This is a genomic window from Amorphus orientalis (genome assembly GCF_030814015.1).
In the GTDB taxonomy this organism is placed as follows: domain Bacteria; phylum Pseudomonadota; class Alphaproteobacteria; order Rhizobiales; family Amorphaceae; genus Amorphus; species Amorphus orientalis.
Genome location: NZ_JAUSUL010000004.1, coordinates 139,902 through 157,469, shown reverse-complemented (window position 1 = coordinate 157,469; position 17,568 = coordinate 139,902). Strand labels below are relative to the sequence as shown.

The window sequence follows — 17,568 nt, the reverse complement described above, 5'->3', positions numbered from 1 at the left end:
GGCGGGGCTGCGGATGAGCGAGGCCGTCTCCCCGTTCGCGCCGGACTCCTACCCGGCCATGCCGGCGATTGCCGGCGTCACCATGGCGACGGCCCAGGCCGGCATCAAATATGCCGGCCGCACCGACGTTCTCCTGATGCGGTTTGCCGAGGGTACCTCGGTCGCGGGCGTGCTGACCCGCTCGAAGTGTCCATCGGCGGCCGTCGACTGGTGCCGCGAGCGCCTCTCCGGCGGCAAGGCCCAGGCGCTTCTGGTCAATTCCGGCAATGCCAATGCCTTCACCGGCAAGAAGGGGCGCGAGGCGGTTTCCGTCTCCGCCGATCTGGTCGGCGATGCGCTCTCGGTTCCGACCGGCGAGGTCTTCCTGGCGTCGACCGGCGTGATCGGGGAACCGCTCGATCCCTTCAAGTTCGATGGTGTCCTGGGCGAGACGGCAACCCGTCTTGAGGGCGCGGGCTGGCTCGACGCCGCCCGGGCTATCATGACCACCGACACCTATCCGAAGGTGGCAACCCGCACGGCGACCGTCGGCGGAACAACCGTCACCCTCAACGGCATCGCCAAGGGCGCCGGCATGATCGCGCCGGACATGGCCACGATGCTGTCCTTCATCGCGACGGACGCGGCGGTCGCACCGGAGGTGCTGACCCGGTTCCTCAAGGCCGGAGTGAACGGCAGCTTCAACGCCATCACCATCGATTCCGACACCTCGACCTCCGACACGGTGCTTCTCTTCGCCACTGGCGAGGCCGGTAATCCGGAGATCGCCTCCGACGTGTCCGACGACGCCCGGAGCTTTAGGGCGGCGCTCGACGATCTGCTGCTCGATCTTGCTCACCAGGTGGTCAAGGACGGTGAGGGAGCGCGCAAGTTCGTCGAGATCACGGTCGAGGGGGCGGACTCCGACGGGTCCGCCCGCGTCATCGCGCGCTCCATCGCGGATTCGCCGCTTGTGAAGACGGCGATCGCCGGAGAGGACGCCAACTGGGGCCGCATCGTCATGGCGGTGGGCAAGGCCGGCGAGCCGGCGGAGCGCGACCGGCTGGCGATCTGGTTCGGCGACGTGCGGGTTGCGGTCGAGGGCGAGCGCGATCCGGGCTACTCCGAGGCTGCGGCATCGCAGGTGATGAAGGAGCCGGAGATCCGGATCCGGGTGGATCTCGGCCTCGGGCGCGGAACCGCCACGGTGTGGACCTGCGATCTCACCAAGGAATATGTCGCCATCAACGGCGATTATCGGAGCTAGATCCGGGTGGCAGCCATCGGAGAGGGTGCGTCGGTCCGCCTCGTGCTCGTGGTCGCCTGCGCGCTGATCGATGTGGACGGGCGGGTGCTGATCACCCAGCGCCCCGAAGGCAAGGCGCTTGCCGGGATGTGGGAATTCCCCGGCGGCAAGGTCGAAGCCGGCGAGCGGCCGGAAGACACGCTCGTGCGGGAACTGGCCGAGGAAATCGGCATCACGGTCACGCCGCCCTGTCTGGCGCCGCTCACCTTCGCCAGCCACGCCTACGATGATTTCCACCTCCTGATGCCGCTTTATGTCTGCCGGCGCTGGGAGGGCGTTCCGCAGAGCCTTGAGAACCAGGCGATGCGGTGGGTCCGGCCCAAGGCCCTGCGCGACATCGAGATGCCGCCGGCCGACGAACCCCTGATCTCCCATTTGATTGATCTGATCGTCTGATCCGCCTTCCAAAGCGTGATCCCGGTCACCTTCCGGCGCGTTTCGGAGCGGCCCGGGGCCGGTTCGTGACGGCGGTCACTCGGATCCGGACGGCTGCTCCCCATCCTCTGGACATCGGCGAGGGAAACATCTCCGCCGACACACAGAGGAGAGACAGATGCTTATCAAGAAGAGCCTGATCATCGTCGCCACCACGCTCGCCGTTGCGGGTGGGTCCCTGACCGCCAATGCGGCGCCCACCGCCGGCTCGCTGGCCGGTGCGAAGAGGGCTGTGGAAACCACCACCATCGCCATCAAGAAGGGGAAGCATCCCGGCAAGCACCACAAGTACCACGGTCATGGCCGCGGTCCCGCCTTTCACGGTCACTGGGGACCGGGCTATGTCGGCTTCTATCCGCCGCGCCGCTGCCGCATCCAGCGGGTCAAGGTCTACGATCCCTATCTCGGCCGCCGGGTCTGGGTCCGTGAGCGGGTCTGCTTCCGCGGCTACTGACGATCGTGTTCCATCCGGTCACGCCGCCCCCCGGGACCGCAAATCCCGGGGGCGCCCGATTGCGTTCGGGATTGGGGCGCCGGGGCTGGCGGTCACCGTCCGTGGGCGGCTAGAAAGAGGGGGAGAGACCTGCCTGTCTTCTCCGAACCTTCCTTTCCAGCGTTCCGGACCGTCTCCATGCCGCTCACCCGCGCCGATCTCCTCGACCGCCTTTCGCAACTCGGTATCGACACCACGACCACCGATCATCCCGCCGTCTTCACGGTCGGAGAATCGGAGGAGCTTCACGACCAGATCCCTGGTGGGCACTCCAAGAACCTTTTTCTCAAGGACAAGAAGGACCGGGTGTTTCTGGTCACCGTGCTCGCCGACGCGACCGTCGATCTGAAGAAGATCCACACGCTGATCGGCGCCCAGGGCCGCGTCAGCTTCGGCAAGCCGGATCTCCTGATGGAACTTCTTGGCGTGGAACCGGGGTCGGTCACGCCGTTCGGGATCGTCAACGACCGCGAAGGGAGGGTGTCCGTCATCCTCGACGCCGCCCTGATGGCCCACGACGTGGTCAACTTCCATCCGCTGGAAAACACCGCGACCACCAGCATCGCTTCGCAGGATATGGTGCGCTTCCTGACCGAGGAGGGGCATCCCCCCAAGATCCTTGCGGTCACCGACGAGGCGATCGCCGCCGGTTTGTAAACGTCGTCGCCGACGCTTATCTCTGTGCGACCGCGCGCCGTCGCCCTTGGGGGGCGGCGACGTGCAGGCGTCCTGCGCTTGGGATGACGCCGGAGCTCAAATCATCTAGGTCATGGGCCGGCTGGGTTTCGGACCAAGCGACGTAGACCGCTCGACACGAATAGGATCGATCCATGAGCGACACGCCGATCATTCTCGGGAGCGACGGACAGCAGGTTTCGACGGGGGCGCAAACCGGCACCGTCGACAGCGTGATCTGCGACGTCACCATGGCCAACTTCCAGGCCGAGGTTCTGGATGCCTCGCGCCAAGTTCCGGTCCTCGTCGACTTCTGGGCGCCGTGGTGCGGGCCGTGCAAGCAGCTGACGCCGGTGCTGGAAAGCGTCGTGAAGGCGGCCAAGGGTGCCGTCAAGCTCGCCAAGATGAACATCGACGACGAGCCGCAGATCGCCCAGCAGCTCGGCATCCAGTCGATCCCGGCGGTCATCGCCTTCAAGGACGGCCAGCCCGTGGACGGCTTCATGGGCGCGCTGCCGGAAAGCCAGATCAAGCAGTTCATCGAGAAGCTCGCCGGACCGGTCGGCGGCGGCGCGGCCGAGCTGCTCGCCCAGGCGGACGAGACGCGGGCGGCCGGCGATCCCCAGGCGGCGGCCCAGCTCTACATGGCCGCGCTCCAGGCCGAGCCGGACTCCATCGCGGCCGTGGCCGGTCTCGCCCTGTGCCAGATCGACGCGGGGGACATGAACGGCGCTCAGGAGACCCTGTCCATGGTCCCGCTGGACCGGGTGGGCGATCCCGCCTTGGCGCCGGTGCACGCCGCGTTCGAGCTGGCCGACGAGGCGGCCGAAGCGGGCGACGTGGCCACCCTGGAAGCGCAGGTTCAGGCCAATCCCGACGATCATCAGGCCCGTCTCGACCTGGCTGTCGCGCTGGCTGCGGCCGGACGGCGCGAGGACGCGGTCGCCCATCTGCTGCAGATCATGAAGGCGGATCGGGAGTGGAACGAGGGGGCCGCCCAGGCCCGTCTCATCGCGTTCTTCGAGGCCTGGGGTCCGAAGGATCCCGCCACAATCGCCGGGCGGCGGAAGATGTCGTCGCTGCTGTTCTCCTGAGTGCGCCCTATATGCACCGGTCAGGTGTTTGAAATCGTAGCAGTCCCCGCTTCTGCGGCCGGATGGTCCGGGTGTCGGGGAACTGGAGGGTAAGCGCATGCGTGCAGGCAATCAGGTTTACGAGCGGGCCGGGGACATCCCGGCCACGATTCCCGTCTTCCCGCTTTCGGGGGCCCTGTTGCTGCCGAAGGTCCAACTCCCCCTGAACATCTTCGAGCCGCGCTACATGGCGATGATCGACGCCGCCATGCGCACCGAGCGCGTGATCGGCATGGTCCAGCCCCGGTTCGATGAACCCGACGGCGACGAGGGCGACCATCCGGCGCTGTGCGCGGTGGGCTGTCTCGGCCGTGTCACGACGCTGCAGGAATCCGGCGACGGCCGCTATCTGATCACCCTGTCGGGCATCACCCGGTTCCGCATCGAGGAGGAGTTGGACACGGCGACGCCCTACCGGATGTGCCGGATCACGACCGAGCCTTTCGCGAGCGATCTGGACGAGGAGACCGAGGGCGCGGACGTGGACCGGGATGCGGTGCTCAAGGCGTTCGGGGACTATCTTGCCGCCAACGATCTGGAGGCAGACTGGAAGAGCGTGCGCGAGGCGTCCAATGAGGCGCTGGTCAACACGCTCGCCATGATGAGCCCGTACGGGCCGGCGGAGAAGCAGGCCCTGCTGGAAGCCGCCAACCTCAAGGAGCGGGCGGAGACCCTGGTCGCCATCACCGAGATCGAGCTGGCGCGATCCGCCTCCGACCAGACGACCACGATCAATTGAACGACCGTTGAAGCGGGCTCCGATGCGGAGCGCACGGGGAAAGATCCGATGACCGAGACCAAGCACAAAGTCGATCCGAAGCTTCTGGAAATGCTGGTGTGTCCGGTGACCAAGACCACGCTCGAATATGACGCGGAGCGGCAGGAACTGGTCTCTCAGGCGGCAAAGCTGGCCTATCCGATCCGCGACGGCATCCCGATCATGCTGCCGGACGAGGCACGCCCGCTCCAGGACTGAGCCGGACGCAGCCGCGTCCTTGCCGAGATCCCGAGCGTCCGCTGCTGACACGTTTCGACAGCGGTCCTCTCGATAATCGAGTGCAACCGACCAGGCCTTAGGGCGTTGGTCTGGAAGCAGAGCCGAGAGGGACAACACCGTGGCCGGATCCAAAGCCCGTTTCGAGGTCGCAGACGACGCGCGAGACCATGTCTCGACGCTCTATTCGCGCACGCGCGACCGATCGCTCCACCTGGTCGAAGGGCTGGCGCCGGAAGATCTCGGCCTGCAGTCCATGGAGGATGCCAGTCCGGCCAAATGGCACCTGGCCCACACGAGCTGGTTCTTCGAACAGTTCGTGCTCGATCGGTTCGTGCCGGACTACCGGTTCGTCGACGAGCGCTATCTCTATCTTTTCAATTCCTACTACGTGCAGGCGGGTGCCCGGTTTTCAAGGCCGCACCGGGGGCTCGTAAGCCGGCCCACGGTGAACGAGGTTCTCGACTACCGCCATGCGGTCGACGCCGCGATCGACGACCTCCTGGCGTCCGCCTCAGAGGAGGCGTTTCCCGAGATCTGCGAGTTGATCGAGCTCGGCTGTCATCACGAGATGCAGCATCAGGAACTGCTGCTGACCGATCTCCTGCACGCCTTCTCCTTCAATCCGACCCGCCCGGCTTTCCGGGCCCCCGAGCCGCTGGCTGTGCAGAGCCGCGCCGAAACCCTCGAGTGGTGCGCCTTCGAGGGCGGCCTTGTCGAAATCGGGCATGACGGCGAGGGCTTCGCCTTCGACAACGAAGGCCCGCGCCACAAGGTCTATCTCGAGCCGTTCGACCTGGCCGGCCGCCTGGTGACCAACCGGGAATGGTGCGCCTTCATGGAGGATGGCGGCTACGAGCGCGCCCCCCTCTGGCTTTCCGACGGCTGGGCGGAACGGGAAGCTCAGGGCTGGACCGCGCCGCTCTACTGGTTCGAGCAGGACGGGGAGTGGTGGAGCTTCGGGCTGAGGGGCGCTCAGCCGGTCGATCCGGACGCGCCGGTGACCCATGTGAGCTACTACGAGGCCGACGCTTTCGCGCGCTGGGCCGGCGCCCGGCTTCCCCGCGAGGCGGAATGGGAGCATGCGGCCGAAACGGTGGCAGTCGACGGCAACTTCCTGGAAGGCGGCCATTTCCGGCCCCGGCCTGCGCTTGCTTCCGGGCTGTCCCAGATGTTCGGCGATGTCTGGCAGTGGACTCAGTCGGCCTATTCGCCCTATCCGGGCTTCACGCCGCCCGAGGGCGCAATCGGCGAGTACAACGGCAAGTTCATGGTGAACCAGTGGGTTCTGCGCGGGGCCTCGTGCGCCACGCCGCGGGCCCATGCGCGGGCGAGCTACCGCAACTTCTTCCACCCGCACCAGCGCTGGCAGTTCGCGGGCCTCAGGCTCGCCCGGGACGCATAGGGTCGTCCTCCCGACATATGGACATGGTTTTTGACCTGAACACCCGCCGGCGGCGGTTCGGGCGGCAGCGCCACGCAATGCCCGTGTCCGGTTCGGCTCTCCCCGAAGCAGTGCACCCGCGGATCGCCCCAGCCGACGACAGGGTCGCCCAATCAATCCCATAGAGAGGAGGCGCCCATGGCGCTCGCAGGCACCGCAGCAGACAGTCAAGACGATCCGCTTCCGTTTCAGGACGATTTCGCATCGTCGGTTCTGGAGGGCCTGTCCGCCTCGCCCAAGACCGCCGAGCCGAAATGGCTCTACGACGCGCTGGGCGCGAAGCTGTTCGAGGCGATCTGCGAGGTCGACACCTACTATCCGACCCGCAACGAGATGACCGTGCTGGCCGACCGCGCCGGTGAGATCGCCGGTCATCTGGGCAACGATATCATCCTGATCGAGCCCGGCAGCGGCGAGGGCATCAAGGTGCGCTATCTGCTCGACGCGCTCGGCGGGCAGGTGACGGTCTACGTCCCCGTGGACATCGCCGCCGAGCAGCTGGTCTATCTGGGCGAGACGATCAGTGCGGCCTATCCCGATATGCTGGTCGCGCCGGTGGTGGCGGACTTCACCGGCACCTTCGAGATCCCGGCCGATCTGCCCCCCGGCCGCCGGGTGCTGTTCTTTCCCGGCTCGACCATCGGCAATTTCGAGCCGGAGGTCGCTTCGGAGCTCCTGAAGCGGCTGCGGGAAGAGAGCCGCGCCGACGCGCTCCTGATCGGGATCGACACCTGCAAGGACGAGGACCGGCTGGTCGCCGCTTATGACGATCCGGTCGGTGTCACCGCGGCGTTCAACAAGAACCTCCTCAACCGGATCAATCGGGAGCTCGACGGCACCTTCGATCTCGACACCTTCCACCACGAAGCGCGGTTCAATCCGGACCGGAGCCGGGTGGAGATGCATCTGGTCTCCGACAGGGACCAGACCGTCGAGGTGTGGGGCCGCAGGTTCAGCTTTTCCCAAGGCGAGAGCATCCACACGGAAAGCTCCCACAAATACAGCCCCGAGGAGTTCCAGGTGCTTGCCGGCCGCGCCGGCTGGCGGCCGGACACCTACTGGAAAGATTCCGACGGCCTGTTCAGCCTGCATCTCCTGAAGGCGGGCTGACGCGGCCGGGCAAATTGCGCCGGATGGCGGAGCCTCACGGCTCCGCCTTTGGCGTCACGCGATCGTTGGTTCGGGCAGGCCGCGGCGGCGGCAGGCGGCCATCACCGTGTTGACCAGCAGGAAGCCGATGGTCATCGGGCCGACGCCGCCGGGCACCGGCGTGATCGCGCCGGCCACCTGTTTGGCGGCTTCCGTGTCCACGTCGCCGACGATCCGCGTCTTGCCTTCGCCGCGCTCCGGTGCCGGGATGCGGTTGATGCCGACGTCGATCACCGTGGCGCCGGCCTTCAGCCAGTCCGCCTTCACGTAGCCCGGGCGGCCGACGGCGGCCACGACGATGTCGGCCCGGCTGCACAGACCGGCCAGATCCTTGGTGCGGGAGTGGGCCATCGTGACGGTGCAGTTCTCATTCTGCAGCAGGAGCGAGACCGGCTTGCCCACCAGGATGGACCGGCCGATCACCACCGCATCGAGGCCGGTGAGATCGCCGCCGCGCGCCTGCTTCGCGAGATCGACGCAGCCCTGCGGGGTGCAGGCCACCAGCGCCGAGCGGCCCAGGACCAGAAGTCCGGCGTTCATCGGATGAAGGCCGTCCACGTCCTTGGCGGGATCGATTGTCATCACCACCCGGTCGGAATCGATGTGCTTGGGCAGCGGCATCTGGACGAGGATCCCGTCGACCTCCGGATCCGCATTCAGCGCTTCCACGAGAGCGATCAGGTCGTCTTCGGCGGTGTCGCCCGGAAGCCGGTGCTCGATGGAGCGCATTCCCGCCGCCTCGGTCCGCTTCACCTTGTTGGAGACGTAGATGTCGCTTGCCGGATCGTCGCCCACGAGCACCACGGCCAGGCCCGGGACCATGCCGTGCGCGGACTTCAGGCCGGCAACGGCTGCGGCTACCTTTTCGTCGAGAGCGGCGGCGCGGCTCTTGCCGTCGATGATCGTGGCGGTCATGGGAGACTCCGTTCAGGCGGAAGGGACGCGCCCTTCCTAAATCAAGCCGACGGCCGGTGAAATCGCCGGAGGCGACATTTGCGCTTCCGATGGCGGCCATCAGCCGGTCTGCTGGACGGCTACAGCTTCGGCAGGTCAGCCAGGGCGGCCTCGAGGGTCGCGGGATCGCCGTCCAGCCGGACGGTCTTCAGGCGGGCGGTATGGCCCGAGCTGATCCCGACGGCCGATTTGGGCAAAGCGAAATGCTTCGCGAGTACCGCTTCCAGAGCCCGGTTGGCCGCGTTCTTGTCCGGAACGGCCCGGACCCGGGCCGCGATCACCACGCTGCCGTCGGACAGCGTCTTCAGCCCGTCCACGCCGTCGCGCCCGGACTTCGGGGTCAGCCGCACGCGCACGGCGAGACCGCCGCCGTCGCGTGCTGCCACGGCCGGATGATCCATGACCTAGAGCGCGAGCGGCGCCAGGTTGTTCACGATCAGCTGCTGCACGAAGAACAGGATCAGAAGCAGGACGATCGGAGAGATGTCGATCCCGCCCAGGTCCGGCAGGATGCTCCGGATCGGTCTCAGCGCTGGCTCGGTCAGGCTGTAGAGCGCGTTGCCGATCATGGAAATGAACTGGTTGCGCGGATTGACGACATTGAAGGCATACAGCCACGAGAAGATGGCCGAAGCGATGATGATCCACGTGTAGATCTTGATCGCGAGCAGAAGGACCTGAATAAGCGAGAGCATTGAGGCTCCCCAGCCGGATGTGAACGGGTGCACGCCACCCGCCGACATGGCGGGCGCGCCTGCCGTCACATAGCGGTCGCACCCGTTTGCCGCAAGGTCGGGACGGGCGTCTTATCCCCGCAGGACGCCGCCCGTGGCCTTCGAGACCGCCGCCACGACCTTCTCGGCGACCGCGTCGATCTCCTCGTCGGTCAGGGTGCGGTCACGCGGCTGAAGTGTCACCTCGATGGCCACCGACTTCTTGCCGTCCTCGATCCCCTTGCCGCGATAGACGTCGAACACGTCGACGTCGGAGATCAGCGTCTTCTCCGCGCCCCGGGCGGACCGCAGGATGTCGACCGCCTCCACGGCGTCCTCCACCACGAAGGCGAAATCGCGCCGGACAGGCATCTGGTCGCTGACCGAGAGCGCCGGCTTCGCCTTGGTGGGCTTGGATTTCGCCGCAGGGATCGCGTCCAGGTGCAGCTCGAAGGCGACGACCGGGCCGTCCGCATCGACGACCTCCAGCGCCTTCGGGTGAAGCTCGCCGAAGTGGCCGAGCACGATCGGGCCGAGGCGCAGCGTGCCGGACCGGCCGGGATGCAGCCAGGCCGGGGCGTCGCGGGTCACCTGAACCCGCTCGGCGGGTGCGCCTGCCGCCGACAGCACGGCGAGGGCGTCGGCCTTGGCATCAAAGACGTCGACGGACCCGGCGTTGCCGGACCAGTGCCGGCCGGCTCCGCCCGGCTTCGCCGTGCCGCGCCGGACACCTGTCGCGGCGGTCTTCTGATCCTCCGGCCTGTCACCGAGAAAGACCTGCCCGACCTCGAACAGCGGCTGGTCTGTCATGCCGCGGTCGGCGTTCTTTTGCAGGGACCGGACCAGCCCGGGCACCTGGCTCGGCCGCATGTCGGACAGGTCGCTTGCGATCGGATTGGCGAGCTTCAGCTCCGCCTGTCCGCCGCCAAAGGCCTCGGCCTCCGGCGCGGAGAGGAACGACCAGGTGATCGCCTCGACGAATCCCCGCGCGGCCAGCGTCCGCCTTGCCAGCCGGGTACGCACCTGCATCGGCGTCAGCACCTTGTGGGCGACCGACGACAGGCGCGGCATCGGTTCCGCCGGGATGGCGTCGAGACCGACGATCCGGACAACTTCCTCCACCAGGTCCGCCTTGCCTTCCACATCGGCGCGCCAGCTCGGCACCGTCACGTCGAGGGTGTCGCCGGAACCGGCCACCTCGAAGCCGAGCGCCGTCAGGATCTCGACGATCCGTGCGTCCGGCACCGTGATGCCGGAGAGCCGCGCGACCTCCGCCACGGGGAAGGCGATGGTCCGCCGGTCCGCCGGGATCTCGCCGGCGAGCACCACCTCGGACGCGGTGCCGCCGCACAGCTCCAGCACCAGCGCCGTCGCCAGCTCCAGTCCGGGCAGGGTGAAGGCCGGGTCGATGCCGCGCTCGAAGCGGAAGCGGGCATCGGAGACGATGTTCAGGCTGCGGCCGGTGCGGGCGATCGCCAGCGGATCCCACAGCGCCGATTCGATCAGGACGTCGGTCGTCTCCTCCGAGCAGCCGGTTTCCTCGCCGCCCATGATGCCGGCCAGCGATTCCACGCCCGCCTCGTCGGCGATCACGCACATGGTGTCGTCGAGGGTGTAGGTGCGGCCGTCGAGGGCGAGCAGGCTTTCGCCCTGCTTCGCGCGGCGGACCGTGAGGTCGCCCTTCACCTTGGCGGCGTCGAAGACGTGCAGCGGCCGGTTGCGATCGAAGGTCAGAAGGTTGGTGATGTCGACCAGCGCATTGATCGGGCGCAGGCCGATGGCCATCAGCCGACGCTTGAGCCATTCCGGCGACGGGCCGTTCTTCACGCCGGAGACCTTGCGCAGCGCGAACGCCGGGCAGATCGGATTGCCTTCGGGGAAGGACAGCGTCACCGAAACCGGGCACGGTCCGTTGCCGGCGACCGGTGCCACCGGCGCGTCCTTGAGCCGGCCGAGACCGGCGGCCGCGAGATCCCGGGCCACGCCCGACACGCCCAGACAGTCGGCGCGGTTCGGCGTGATCGCGATCTCGATCACCGGATCGTCGAGGCCGAGCCAGGCGGCGTAGGGCGTTCCCTTCGGCGCGTCGTCCGGCAGGTCGATGATGCCGGAATGCTCGTCCGACAGGCCGAGCTCGCGTTCCGACAGGAGCATGCCCCGGCTTTCCACGCCGCGGATCTCGCCGACCTTCAGGTCCACACCGGTGCCCGGCACGTGGGTGCCGGGTGCCGCGAACACGCCGGTCATGCCGGCGCGGGCGTTGGGCGCGCCGCAGACGACCTGCACCGGGTCGCCGGCGCCGGTGTCGACCATGCAGACCCGGAGCCGGTCCGCGTTCGGGTGCTGCTCCGCGGAGATCACCTTCGCGATCACGAACGGCGCCAGGGCCCGGCTCGCGTCGGTGACCTCCTCGACCTCCAGGCCGATCATGGTCAACGTCGTTGCGATGTCGTCGAGCGAGGCATCGGTCTCAAGGTGATCCTTGAGCCAGGACAGGGTGAACTTCATGGGCGCGACACTTGGGCCTTTGAACGGGAACCGAAATCGTCGGCCTGATCTAGAGCATTTTTGTTTTGCCTGTCACCCGGCGATCCGGGCCGGACGGTACGAAAGCCGTGCGAGGGCCCGGCCGGGTCTGCTGCACCCGCCCGTCGGCGCTCTGGTCTGCGGCTGGCGCATTGCAGCGATGAGCGCACGGCATTGATCCGGTGCGGACGGCAGGCGACAACACGGATGGCCACCGGCAGGCGATCGCCCGGACGGTCCGCTTGCCCGCAGGAACCCGATGTTCGCCGACACCCCCTATACGCTCTTCGTCATCGCCGTTCTGCTGCTGCTGTATCTGGCCGGCGGCTTCGTGAAGGGAGCGGCTTCCTTCGGACAGCCGATGGTGACGATTTCGCTCGGCGTCCTGTTCATCCCGGTTCCCGCCGCCATCGCAATCGCCATCGTGCCGGCCTTCCTGTCGAACGCCGTCCAGGCCTGGGGCAGCTGGCGGGCCGTCTCGCAGCTCAAGCCCTACGCGATCTTCTATCTCGCGCTCGTCGTCGGGGTAGTGATCGGTCTCAGCATCTTCGCGCTCCTGAACCAGGACGCCCTGCGCGCCGCGATCGGCTGCCTGTTGGTGGTGTTCGCCCTGACGCAGCTTCTCGGAGTGTCGCCGCCGCTGACGCCGCCGCCGCATCGCGGGGTGCTCGCCGTGACCGGGCTCGTCTCCGGAGTGTGTGCCGGCACGACCTCGTTCGTCGGGTTCCCGTCCCTGCCGGTCCTGATCGCCTACCGGCTGGACCGGGCCCTGTTCGCGCTCGTCACTTCGATCATGTTCTTCATCACCATGTCGATGCTGGGGGGTGGGCTCACGCTGCTCGGCCATTTCGGGCCGGCCGAGCTGGTGGTCGGGATCCTGTGTTGCGTTCCGAGCTTCTTCGGCCAGAGGATCGGCCTCAGGGTGCGGGACCGCATGTCGGTGATCGCGCTCAGGCGGCTGATCAACGTGGTGCTCGCGGCGGTCGGCCTCGTGCTGGCGATGCGCGGGCTCGGGATCGCCTGAGCGCTGGCGCATGTCCCGTCTGGAATGCTCTGTTTCGGTAAGGACGACCTGCCCGGCTTGCCGGCCCTACGGATCGATGGACAGCCGGTCCATGGCCACCTCGAGGGTGCCGAAGCGGGTCGGGATGATGGTGCGTACCGGAACAAGGAACACCGTGCGGCCCTCCGGACCCGGAAGCGGGGCGAGCCAGACCTCCATGCCGGTGGTCTTCTTCAATTCCTGGATCTCCCGCTTTCCGGTCCGGTGGCCGGCGATCGGCCGATAGTCGATCCGGCAGACGATCACCGGGCCCTGGTAGGCCTCGTCGCCGCCATCGAAGCGGTCGCGGCGCTTGTAGGACAGCGCAATGTCGTAGCGCTGCTCGCCGTCGAAGATGGGGACCGTGCGATTGCATACCGAGCCGTCCACAGGCGCCTTCGCCTGCCAGACGAGGGCCGAGACGGGATCGATGATGTCGCGCTTGTGCTTCGGCTCCAGCACGATCCGGTCGGGTTCGGGCTCCTTGTCCTCCGGTTCAGGCACGACGGTCAGGCCGGACACCGCGCCGCCGCGAATGGTCATGGACAGGCGCTCGTCGTCGTCGCCTTCCTGGTAGCGATAGCCGTAGGAGGCAGGGACCACGCGGGTGTCCGCGATGCGACCGTCCGCTTCCGCCGTGCCGCGAGCGTCGGTGACGATCCGGCTGAAGCCCTTGGCCCTGGCTTCGCCCGACAGGGAATAGGCCGTGTCGGAGACCTCCGCCGTGACGTCCGCCTCTCCGATCACGTAGCCGGCGATCGAGATGTCGAACCGGCTCTTGAAGGTGGCGGCGGAGGCGGGAAGGGCGAGCGCGGGCCCCATCAGCACCAGCGAGATGATCGCCGCCGCACGGCCGCGGACGCACGAGGGGAGCAGAGCAGAACGTCGCCTTGTCATATCGGTGGCACGCAATCCAGATTGGGGTCCATGAGGGTTTGCTAGTGGCGGACTGGGACGAATCGAGGGCGGGCTTGATCCATTTCAAGGCTCGGGGCCGGCTTGTCTGCCTTTGTCCAATCCGGGTCGCGCAGGATCTGCGCGCCAGATTTCAGTAAAAGGAGCAGTTCGATGGGGCGTGTTCAGGACAAGGTGGCGCTGGTGACCGGAGGATCGGTCGGGCTCGGCGAGGCGATGGTCCGGATGCTGTCGTCGGAAGGCGCGAAAGTGGTCGTCACCGACATTCAGGACGGGCCGGGCGAAGCGCTGGCGAAGGAGCTTTCCGACGCCGGGCGCGAGGCGATCTTTCTCCACCACGACGTGGCCTCCGAGCCCGAGTGGGAGAGCGTCGTCGCCAGGGCGGTCGAGCGGTTCGGCCGGCTGGACGTGGTCGTGAACAATGCCGGGATCGGGGTTGGCTGCGCACCGGAAGACCAGACGCTCGAGGACTGGCGGCGGCTGATGTCGATCAATCTCGACGGGGTTTTCCTTGGCACCAAGCATGCCATCCGCGCGATGAAGGCCCACAAGCCGCAGACGATGGGATCGATCATCAACCTGTCCTCCATCGAGGGACTGGTCGGCGACCCGAACCTCGGCGCCTACAACGCGTCGAAGGGCGGCGTTCGGATCTACACCAAGTCCGTCGCGCTCCATTGTGCGATCAACCGGCTCGGCATCCGGGTGAACTCGGTCCATCCCGGCTACATCTGGACGCCGATGGTGGAGAACTATCTGCGCGAGGCCGGCAGTGTCGAACTCGGCCGCAAGGCGCTCGACGAGAAGCATCCGATCGGTCACGTGGGCGAGCCCGACGACATCGCCTACGGTGTGCTGTATCTGGCGTCCGACGAATCCAAGTTCATGACCGGCGCCGAACTGGTCATCGACGGCGGCTACACGGCGCAGTAGGCGGGAGCGGGAGGCGGCCCGGCCAGCAGGAGCCGGGTTGCCGCCGGTATCGTCACACCCCGGCCTTCTCGATGCCGATCCGGCGGAAGATCGCCTCAACGAACGCATAGATGGCAAAGGCGATGAGTCCGAGGCCGATCGCGAGCAGGGCCAGCCAGCCGAAGGGCAGGCCCTGGATCCACGCCAGCGCATCCTCCATGCCCGGCGCGTCGCTGGCCTCGTAGATGCCGCCGCCATACAGAGCGAGGATGCCGATCACGATGAACACGACGCCACGGGCGACGAGGGCGAACCTGCAGACGGGCTTGACCACGCCCGCCTTGTTGTAGCCGGGTCTCAGATACTTCTCGAATCCGGCCTTGTAGGCCTTGTAGATGTGAGCGACCCCGATCCCGATCGGAATGCAGGCGAGCGCCAGGGCGATATAGCGCCCCCATTCATGGCCGAAGAGCCACGAAAGCCAGCCGCTGGTCGGATCGCCCCCACCTCCGTCGCCGGAGCCGGCGCTGAGGCTGAAAACGACGCTGATGGCGAAAACCGCCAGACCGACGTGGATCAGCCCGCTGGCGAAGTGGCCCACCCGCACCAGGAGGCCCTTTGCGTCCGTGCCGGCACCGTCCGGATCGCCGATCGCCTGGATGAACCGCCAGCCCGCAAAGGCGAACAGCCCGATCCCGACCACGACCAGAAGCACGCTTCCGAAAGGCTGGTTCAAGAGTTCGCGAAGGGCCCCCCGCGTGTTCTCCGCCTGACCGGCGCCGATCGCGGCCAGAACCGCCAGCGCACCGACGATGACGTAGACGACACCGCGTGCCGCGTAGCCGCCCCGCGCGGCGCGATTCAGTCCGGTCGAGACACCCATGCTTCCCCGCTTCGAGCCGTTTCGCTCAGGCTGTTCCATCCGAGCGAAAAGGAAATGGTTTCAAGTGGTGACGTGAGCGTTCCGTTGTCTTTCAGGACGTCCGGTTTGAACGGGGCACGCTCCAGATTGGACAGAGAGGCAACGCGGGGGCTACGGGCCGGTTCCCCGATGACCGCGGTTCGGCGCGACCGGGCGTGAGGGACGGGCGAGCCCAGGGGGCAGGTTCCTGGCGTCCGCAAGGGCGTTCACGCCAATTTGCATCGCCTGCCACCGCAATTGGCCCAAAACTGCGGCCTGCGATCGGGGGGCTGACGAGACGGCTTGACCATCTCTGGGACACGATCGGTGCGGGGCGTCCGCTCGGTCCGGAAATTTCGCACGTTTTTCCCGATTTTCGGGCTATCTTCGGCGACCGAATATCGTGTCAGGGGAGCACGCAATAAAATGTGTGAGGAACACCGTTTCGTCTTTTCGCGTAGAAACCTTCTTGGAGTTGGCGCCGGCGTTGCATCGGCTGCCCTCATGTCGGGGCTCATCGCACCGGCCTATGCCCAGTCGGGCGGGGATACGCCCGCCGCGCCGAACGACATCAGCCCGGATGAGGCGCTGCAGCGTCTCAAGGACGGCAACGTCCGTTATGCGGCGAACAATCTGAACGAGCGGGATTTCTCCGCCGGCCGGGCGGCCCGTGCCCAGTCCCAGCACCCGTTCGCGGGCATCCTGTCGTGCGCCGATTCCCGGGTGGCTCCGGAACTCGCCTTCGATCAGGGGCCGGGTGAACTCTTCGTGGTCCGCGACGCAGGCAATGCCGTGGACACGAACGGTCTCGCCAGCATCGAGTTCGGCGTGGCGGTGCTTGGAATCCCGCTTCTGCTGGTGCTCGGACATTCGAGCTGCGGTGCGATCTCTGCGACCATCGACGTGATCGAGAACGGGACCGAACTGCCCGGGAGCCTGCCCGCTCTGATCAACCATCTGAAGCCGGGCGTCGAGCGGGCGCTGGCGGAGAAGCCGGCGGACCCGATGAAGGCGGCGACCATCGAGAACGTTCGCTACAACGTCGAACAGCTGAAAAGCGAGAGCCCGATCGTGTCGGAGGCGGTTGCCAGCGGCAAGGTGATGGTCGTCGGCGGCGTCTACGAACTCTCCACCGGCAAGGTCGAGTGGCTCTAGGGCACGCCGGTTCAGGCTGAAACGGCCTGCGTCCGGCAGTGTGGCCGAGGCCGTCGGGCCGGCGGTCGAGATGACGAAAGCGGCGCCAGCCTGGCGCCGCTTTCTCAATGGCGTCTCCGATCAGCCGCGCGGCGGAATCTGCAGGCCGCGCTCGACGGCAGGACGGGTGAGGCAGCGATCGAGCCAGGCCGGAACGTTCTTCAGGTCGCCGTAGCCGACCAGGTCGCCCGCCTCGTAAAACTGAACGAGGCCGCGCACCCAGCCCATCATCGAGATGTCGGCGATCGAATAGGTGTCGCCCATGATCCACTCGCGTCCGTCGAGCCGGGTTTCCAGCACGCCCAGCAGCCGCTTGGTCTCGTTGGCGTAGCGCTCCAGCGGCCGCTTGTCCTCGATGTCCTTGCCGGCGAATTTGTAGAAGAAGCCGAGCTGCCCGAACATCGGGCCGATATGGCCCATCTGGAAGAACACCCACTGGATGGTTTCGTAGCGCAGAGCCGGATCCGTTGGCACCAGCTTGCCCGTCTTGTCGGCGAGATAAACGAGGATGGCGCCGGATTCGAACAGGCCGAACGGTTGTCCGCCCGGGCCGTCGGGATCGATGATCGCGGGGATCTTTCCGTTCGGGTTGAGCGCCAGGAAGTCGTCCGTCCAGGTCTCGTCGTTGGTGATGTCGACCTTGTGCGCCTCGTAGGGCAGGCCGGTTTCCTCCAGCGCGATCGACACCTTCACGCCGTTCGGGGTCGGGAAGGAATAGAGCTGCAGGCGGTCGGGATGCTGGGCAGGCCAGCGCTTGGCGATCGGGAATGCGGAAAGGTCGGTCATGGAGGAACTCCGACACC

The 17,568-nt window shown here is 67.1% G+C and carries 19 protein-coding genes; 12 read left to right on the top strand and 7 right to left on the bottom strand.

Annotated features, from left to right (window positions below; all coding sequences use genetic code 11):
- Positions 1-13 precede the first annotated feature (13 nt).
- The 9 genes from argJ to egtD all read left to right on the top strand — a co-directional run bounded on the left by argJ (position 14) and on the right by egtD (position 7,569).
- Positions 14-1,246 carry a bifunctional glutamate N-acetyltransferase/amino-acid acetyltransferase ArgJ gene (gene argJ / locus J2S73_RS17690; protein WP_306886977.1) on the top strand — a complete coding sequence of 411 codons (1,233 nt, stop codon included), beginning with the start codon at positions 14-16 and terminating at the stop codon, positions 1,244-1,246.
- Between the two features lie 6 nt (positions 1,247-1,252).
- Positions 1,253-1,681 carry a (deoxy)nucleoside triphosphate pyrophosphohydrolase gene (locus J2S73_RS17685; RefSeq protein WP_306886976.1) on the top strand — a complete coding sequence of 143 codons (429 nt, stop codon included), beginning with the start codon at positions 1,253-1,255 and terminating at the stop codon, positions 1,679-1,681.
- Positions 1,682-1,838: 157 nt separating this feature from the next.
- Positions 1,839-2,174 (top strand): hypothetical protein, encoded by a 336-nt coding sequence (locus J2S73_RS17680; protein WP_306886974.1) that lies wholly within the window; start codon positions 1,839-1,841, stop codon positions 2,172-2,174.
- Between the two features lie 177 nt (positions 2,175-2,351).
- Positions 2,352-2,870 (top strand): prolyl-tRNA synthetase associated domain-containing protein, encoded by a 519-nt coding sequence (locus J2S73_RS17675; protein ID WP_306886973.1) that lies wholly within the window; start codon positions 2,352-2,354, stop codon positions 2,868-2,870.
- Positions 2,871-3,043: 173 nt separating this feature from the next.
- Entirely contained in the window at positions 3,044-3,982 is a 939-nt protein-coding gene (gene trxA / locus J2S73_RS17670) for a thioredoxin (protein WP_370874455.1), read from the top strand.
- A gap of 97 nt (positions 3,983-4,079) precedes the next feature.
- Positions 4,080-4,760, top strand: a complete 681-nt coding sequence (locus J2S73_RS17665; RefSeq protein ID WP_306886972.1) for an LON peptidase substrate-binding domain-containing protein — start codon at positions 4,080-4,082, stop codon at positions 4,758-4,760.
- A gap of 48 nt (positions 4,761-4,808) precedes the next feature.
- Complete coding sequence (locus J2S73_RS17660) at positions 4,809-4,997, top strand: Trm112 family protein (protein ID WP_306886971.1); 189 nt, start codon at positions 4,809-4,811, stop codon at positions 4,995-4,997.
- Between the two features lie 139 nt (positions 4,998-5,136).
- Entirely contained in the window at positions 5,137-6,420 is a 1,284-nt protein-coding gene (gene egtB / locus J2S73_RS17655; protein WP_306886970.1) for an ergothioneine biosynthesis protein EgtB, read from the top strand.
- A 177-nt stretch (positions 6,421-6,597) separates the two neighbouring features.
- Positions 6,598-7,569 carry an L-histidine N(alpha)-methyltransferase gene (gene egtD / locus J2S73_RS17650; RefSeq protein ID WP_306886968.1) on the top strand — a complete coding sequence of 324 codons (972 nt, stop codon included), beginning with the start codon at positions 6,598-6,600 and terminating at the stop codon, positions 7,567-7,569.
- Between the two features lie 54 nt (positions 7,570-7,623).
- Here egtD and folD read toward each other — a convergent pair whose 3' ends face one another.
- The 4 genes from folD to pheT all read right to left on the bottom strand — a co-directional run bounded on the left by folD (position 7,624) and on the right by pheT (position 11,783).
- Positions 7,624-8,523 (bottom strand): bifunctional methylenetetrahydrofolate dehydrogenase/methenyltetrahydrofolate cyclohydrolase FolD, encoded by a 900-nt coding sequence (gene folD / locus J2S73_RS17645; protein ID WP_306886967.1) that lies wholly within the window; start codon positions 8,521-8,523, stop codon positions 7,624-7,626.
- A 119-nt stretch (positions 8,524-8,642) separates the two neighbouring features.
- Positions 8,643-8,948 carry a DUF167 family protein gene (locus J2S73_RS17640; protein WP_306886966.1) on the bottom strand — a complete coding sequence of 102 codons (306 nt, stop codon included), beginning with the start codon at positions 8,946-8,948 and terminating at the stop codon, positions 8,643-8,645.
- A gap of 18 nt (positions 8,949-8,966) precedes the next feature.
- Positions 8,967-9,257 carry a YggT family protein gene (locus J2S73_RS17635; protein WP_306886965.1) on the bottom strand — a complete coding sequence of 97 codons (291 nt, stop codon included), beginning with the start codon at positions 9,255-9,257 and terminating at the stop codon, positions 8,967-8,969.
- A 111-nt stretch (positions 9,258-9,368) separates the two neighbouring features.
- Positions 9,369-11,783 (bottom strand): phenylalanine--tRNA ligase subunit beta, encoded by a 2,415-nt coding sequence (gene pheT / locus J2S73_RS17630; protein ID WP_306886964.1) that lies wholly within the window; start codon positions 11,781-11,783, stop codon positions 9,369-9,371.
- A gap of 277 nt (positions 11,784-12,060) precedes the next feature.
- Here pheT and J2S73_RS17625 point away from each other — a divergent pair, with 277 nt between their 5' ends.
- On the top strand, positions 12,061-12,825 hold the full coding sequence (locus J2S73_RS17625) for a sulfite exporter TauE/SafE family protein (protein WP_306886963.1): 765 nt from the start codon (positions 12,061-12,063) through the stop codon (positions 12,823-12,825).
- A gap of 66 nt (positions 12,826-12,891) precedes the next feature.
- Here the strand turns inward: J2S73_RS17625 and J2S73_RS17620 are convergent, their stop codons facing one another.
- Complete coding sequence (locus tag J2S73_RS17620) at positions 12,892-13,740, bottom strand: DUF3108 domain-containing protein (RefSeq protein ID WP_306886962.1); 849 nt, start codon at positions 13,738-13,740, stop codon at positions 12,892-12,894.
- Between the two features lie 171 nt (positions 13,741-13,911).
- On the opposite strand from J2S73_RS17620, the gene J2S73_RS17615 reads away from it, so the two are divergent.
- On the top strand, positions 13,912-14,691 hold the full coding sequence (locus tag J2S73_RS17615; RefSeq protein ID WP_306886961.1) for an SDR family oxidoreductase: 780 nt from the start codon (positions 13,912-13,914) through the stop codon (positions 14,689-14,691).
- Positions 14,692-14,743: 52 nt separating this feature from the next.
- On the opposite strand, the gene J2S73_RS17610 is transcribed toward J2S73_RS17615, so the two are convergent.
- Entirely contained in the window at positions 14,744-15,553 is an 810-nt protein-coding gene (locus tag J2S73_RS17610; protein WP_306886960.1) for a DUF1206 domain-containing protein, read from the bottom strand.
- Between the two features lie 444 nt (positions 15,554-15,997).
- On the opposite strand from J2S73_RS17610, the gene J2S73_RS17605 reads away from it, so the two are divergent.
- Positions 15,998-16,726 carry a carbonic anhydrase gene (locus J2S73_RS17605; RefSeq protein WP_306886959.1) on the top strand — a complete coding sequence of 243 codons (729 nt, stop codon included), beginning with the start codon at positions 15,998-16,000 and terminating at the stop codon, positions 16,724-16,726.
- 120 nt (positions 16,727-16,846) lie between these two features.
- On the opposite strand, the gene J2S73_RS17600 is transcribed toward J2S73_RS17605, so the two are convergent.
- Positions 16,847-17,551, bottom strand: coding sequence for a glutathione S-transferase N-terminal domain-containing protein (locus J2S73_RS17600; protein WP_306886958.1), 705 nt, complete (start codon positions 17,549-17,551; stop codon positions 16,847-16,849).
- Positions 17,552-17,568 lie beyond the last annotated feature (17 nt).

What these genes read in the sequence shown, in the direction of transcription:
- pheT (WP_306886964.1), bottom strand. Translation starts at nt 11,783, where the DNA reads ATGAAGTTCACCCTGTCCTGGCTCAAGGATCACCTTGAGACCGATGCC.
- J2S73_RS17620 (WP_306886962.1), bottom strand. Translation starts at nt 13,740, where the DNA reads ATGACAAGGCGACGTTCTGCTCTGCTCCCCTCGTGCGTCCGCGGCCGT.
- J2S73_RS17625 (WP_306886963.1), top strand. Translation starts at nt 12,061, where the DNA reads ATGTTCGCCGACACCCCCTATACGCTCTTCGTCATCGCCGTTCTGCTG.
- J2S73_RS17680 (WP_306886974.1), top strand. Translation starts at nt 1,839, where the DNA reads ATGCTTATCAAGAAGAGCCTGATCATCGTCGCCACCACGCTCGCCGTT.
- J2S73_RS17635 (WP_306886965.1), bottom strand. Translation starts at nt 9,257, where the DNA reads ATGCTCTCGCTTATTCAGGTCCTTCTGCTCGCGATCAAGATCTACACG.
- J2S73_RS17660 (WP_306886971.1), top strand. Translation starts at nt 4,809, where the DNA reads ATGACCGAGACCAAGCACAAAGTCGATCCGAAGCTTCTGGAAATGCTG.
- argJ (WP_306886977.1), top strand. Translation starts at nt 14, where the DNA reads ATGAGCGAGGCCGTCTCCCCGTTCGCGCCGGACTCCTACCCGGCCATG.
- J2S73_RS17605 (WP_306886959.1), top strand. Translation starts at nt 15,998, where the DNA reads ATGTGTGAGGAACACCGTTTCGTCTTTTCGCGTAGAAACCTTCTTGGA.
- J2S73_RS17615 (WP_306886961.1), top strand. Translation starts at nt 13,912, where the DNA reads ATGGGGCGTGTTCAGGACAAGGTGGCGCTGGTGACCGGAGGATCGGTC.
- J2S73_RS17665 (WP_306886972.1), top strand. Translation starts at nt 4,080, where the DNA reads ATGCGTGCAGGCAATCAGGTTTACGAGCGGGCCGGGGACATCCCGGCC.
- J2S73_RS17600 (WP_306886958.1), bottom strand. Translation starts at nt 17,551, where the DNA reads ATGACCGACCTTTCCGCATTCCCGATCGCCAAGCGCTGGCCTGCCCAG.
- egtD (WP_306886968.1), top strand. Translation starts at nt 6,598, where the DNA reads ATGGCGCTCGCAGGCACCGCAGCAGACAGTCAAGACGATCCGCTTCCG.
- J2S73_RS17610 (WP_306886960.1), bottom strand. Translation starts at nt 15,553, where the DNA reads ATGGGTGTCTCGACCGGACTGAATCGCGCCGCGCGGGGCGGCTACGCG.
- trxA (WP_370874455.1), top strand. Translation starts at nt 3,044, where the DNA reads ATGAGCGACACGCCGATCATTCTCGGGAGCGACGGACAGCAGGTTTCG.
- J2S73_RS17675 (WP_306886973.1), top strand. Translation starts at nt 2,352, where the DNA reads ATGCCGCTCACCCGCGCCGATCTCCTCGACCGCCTTTCGCAACTCGGT.
- folD (WP_306886967.1), bottom strand. Translation starts at nt 8,523, where the DNA reads ATGACCGCCACGATCATCGACGGCAAGAGCCGCGCCGCCGCTCTCGAC.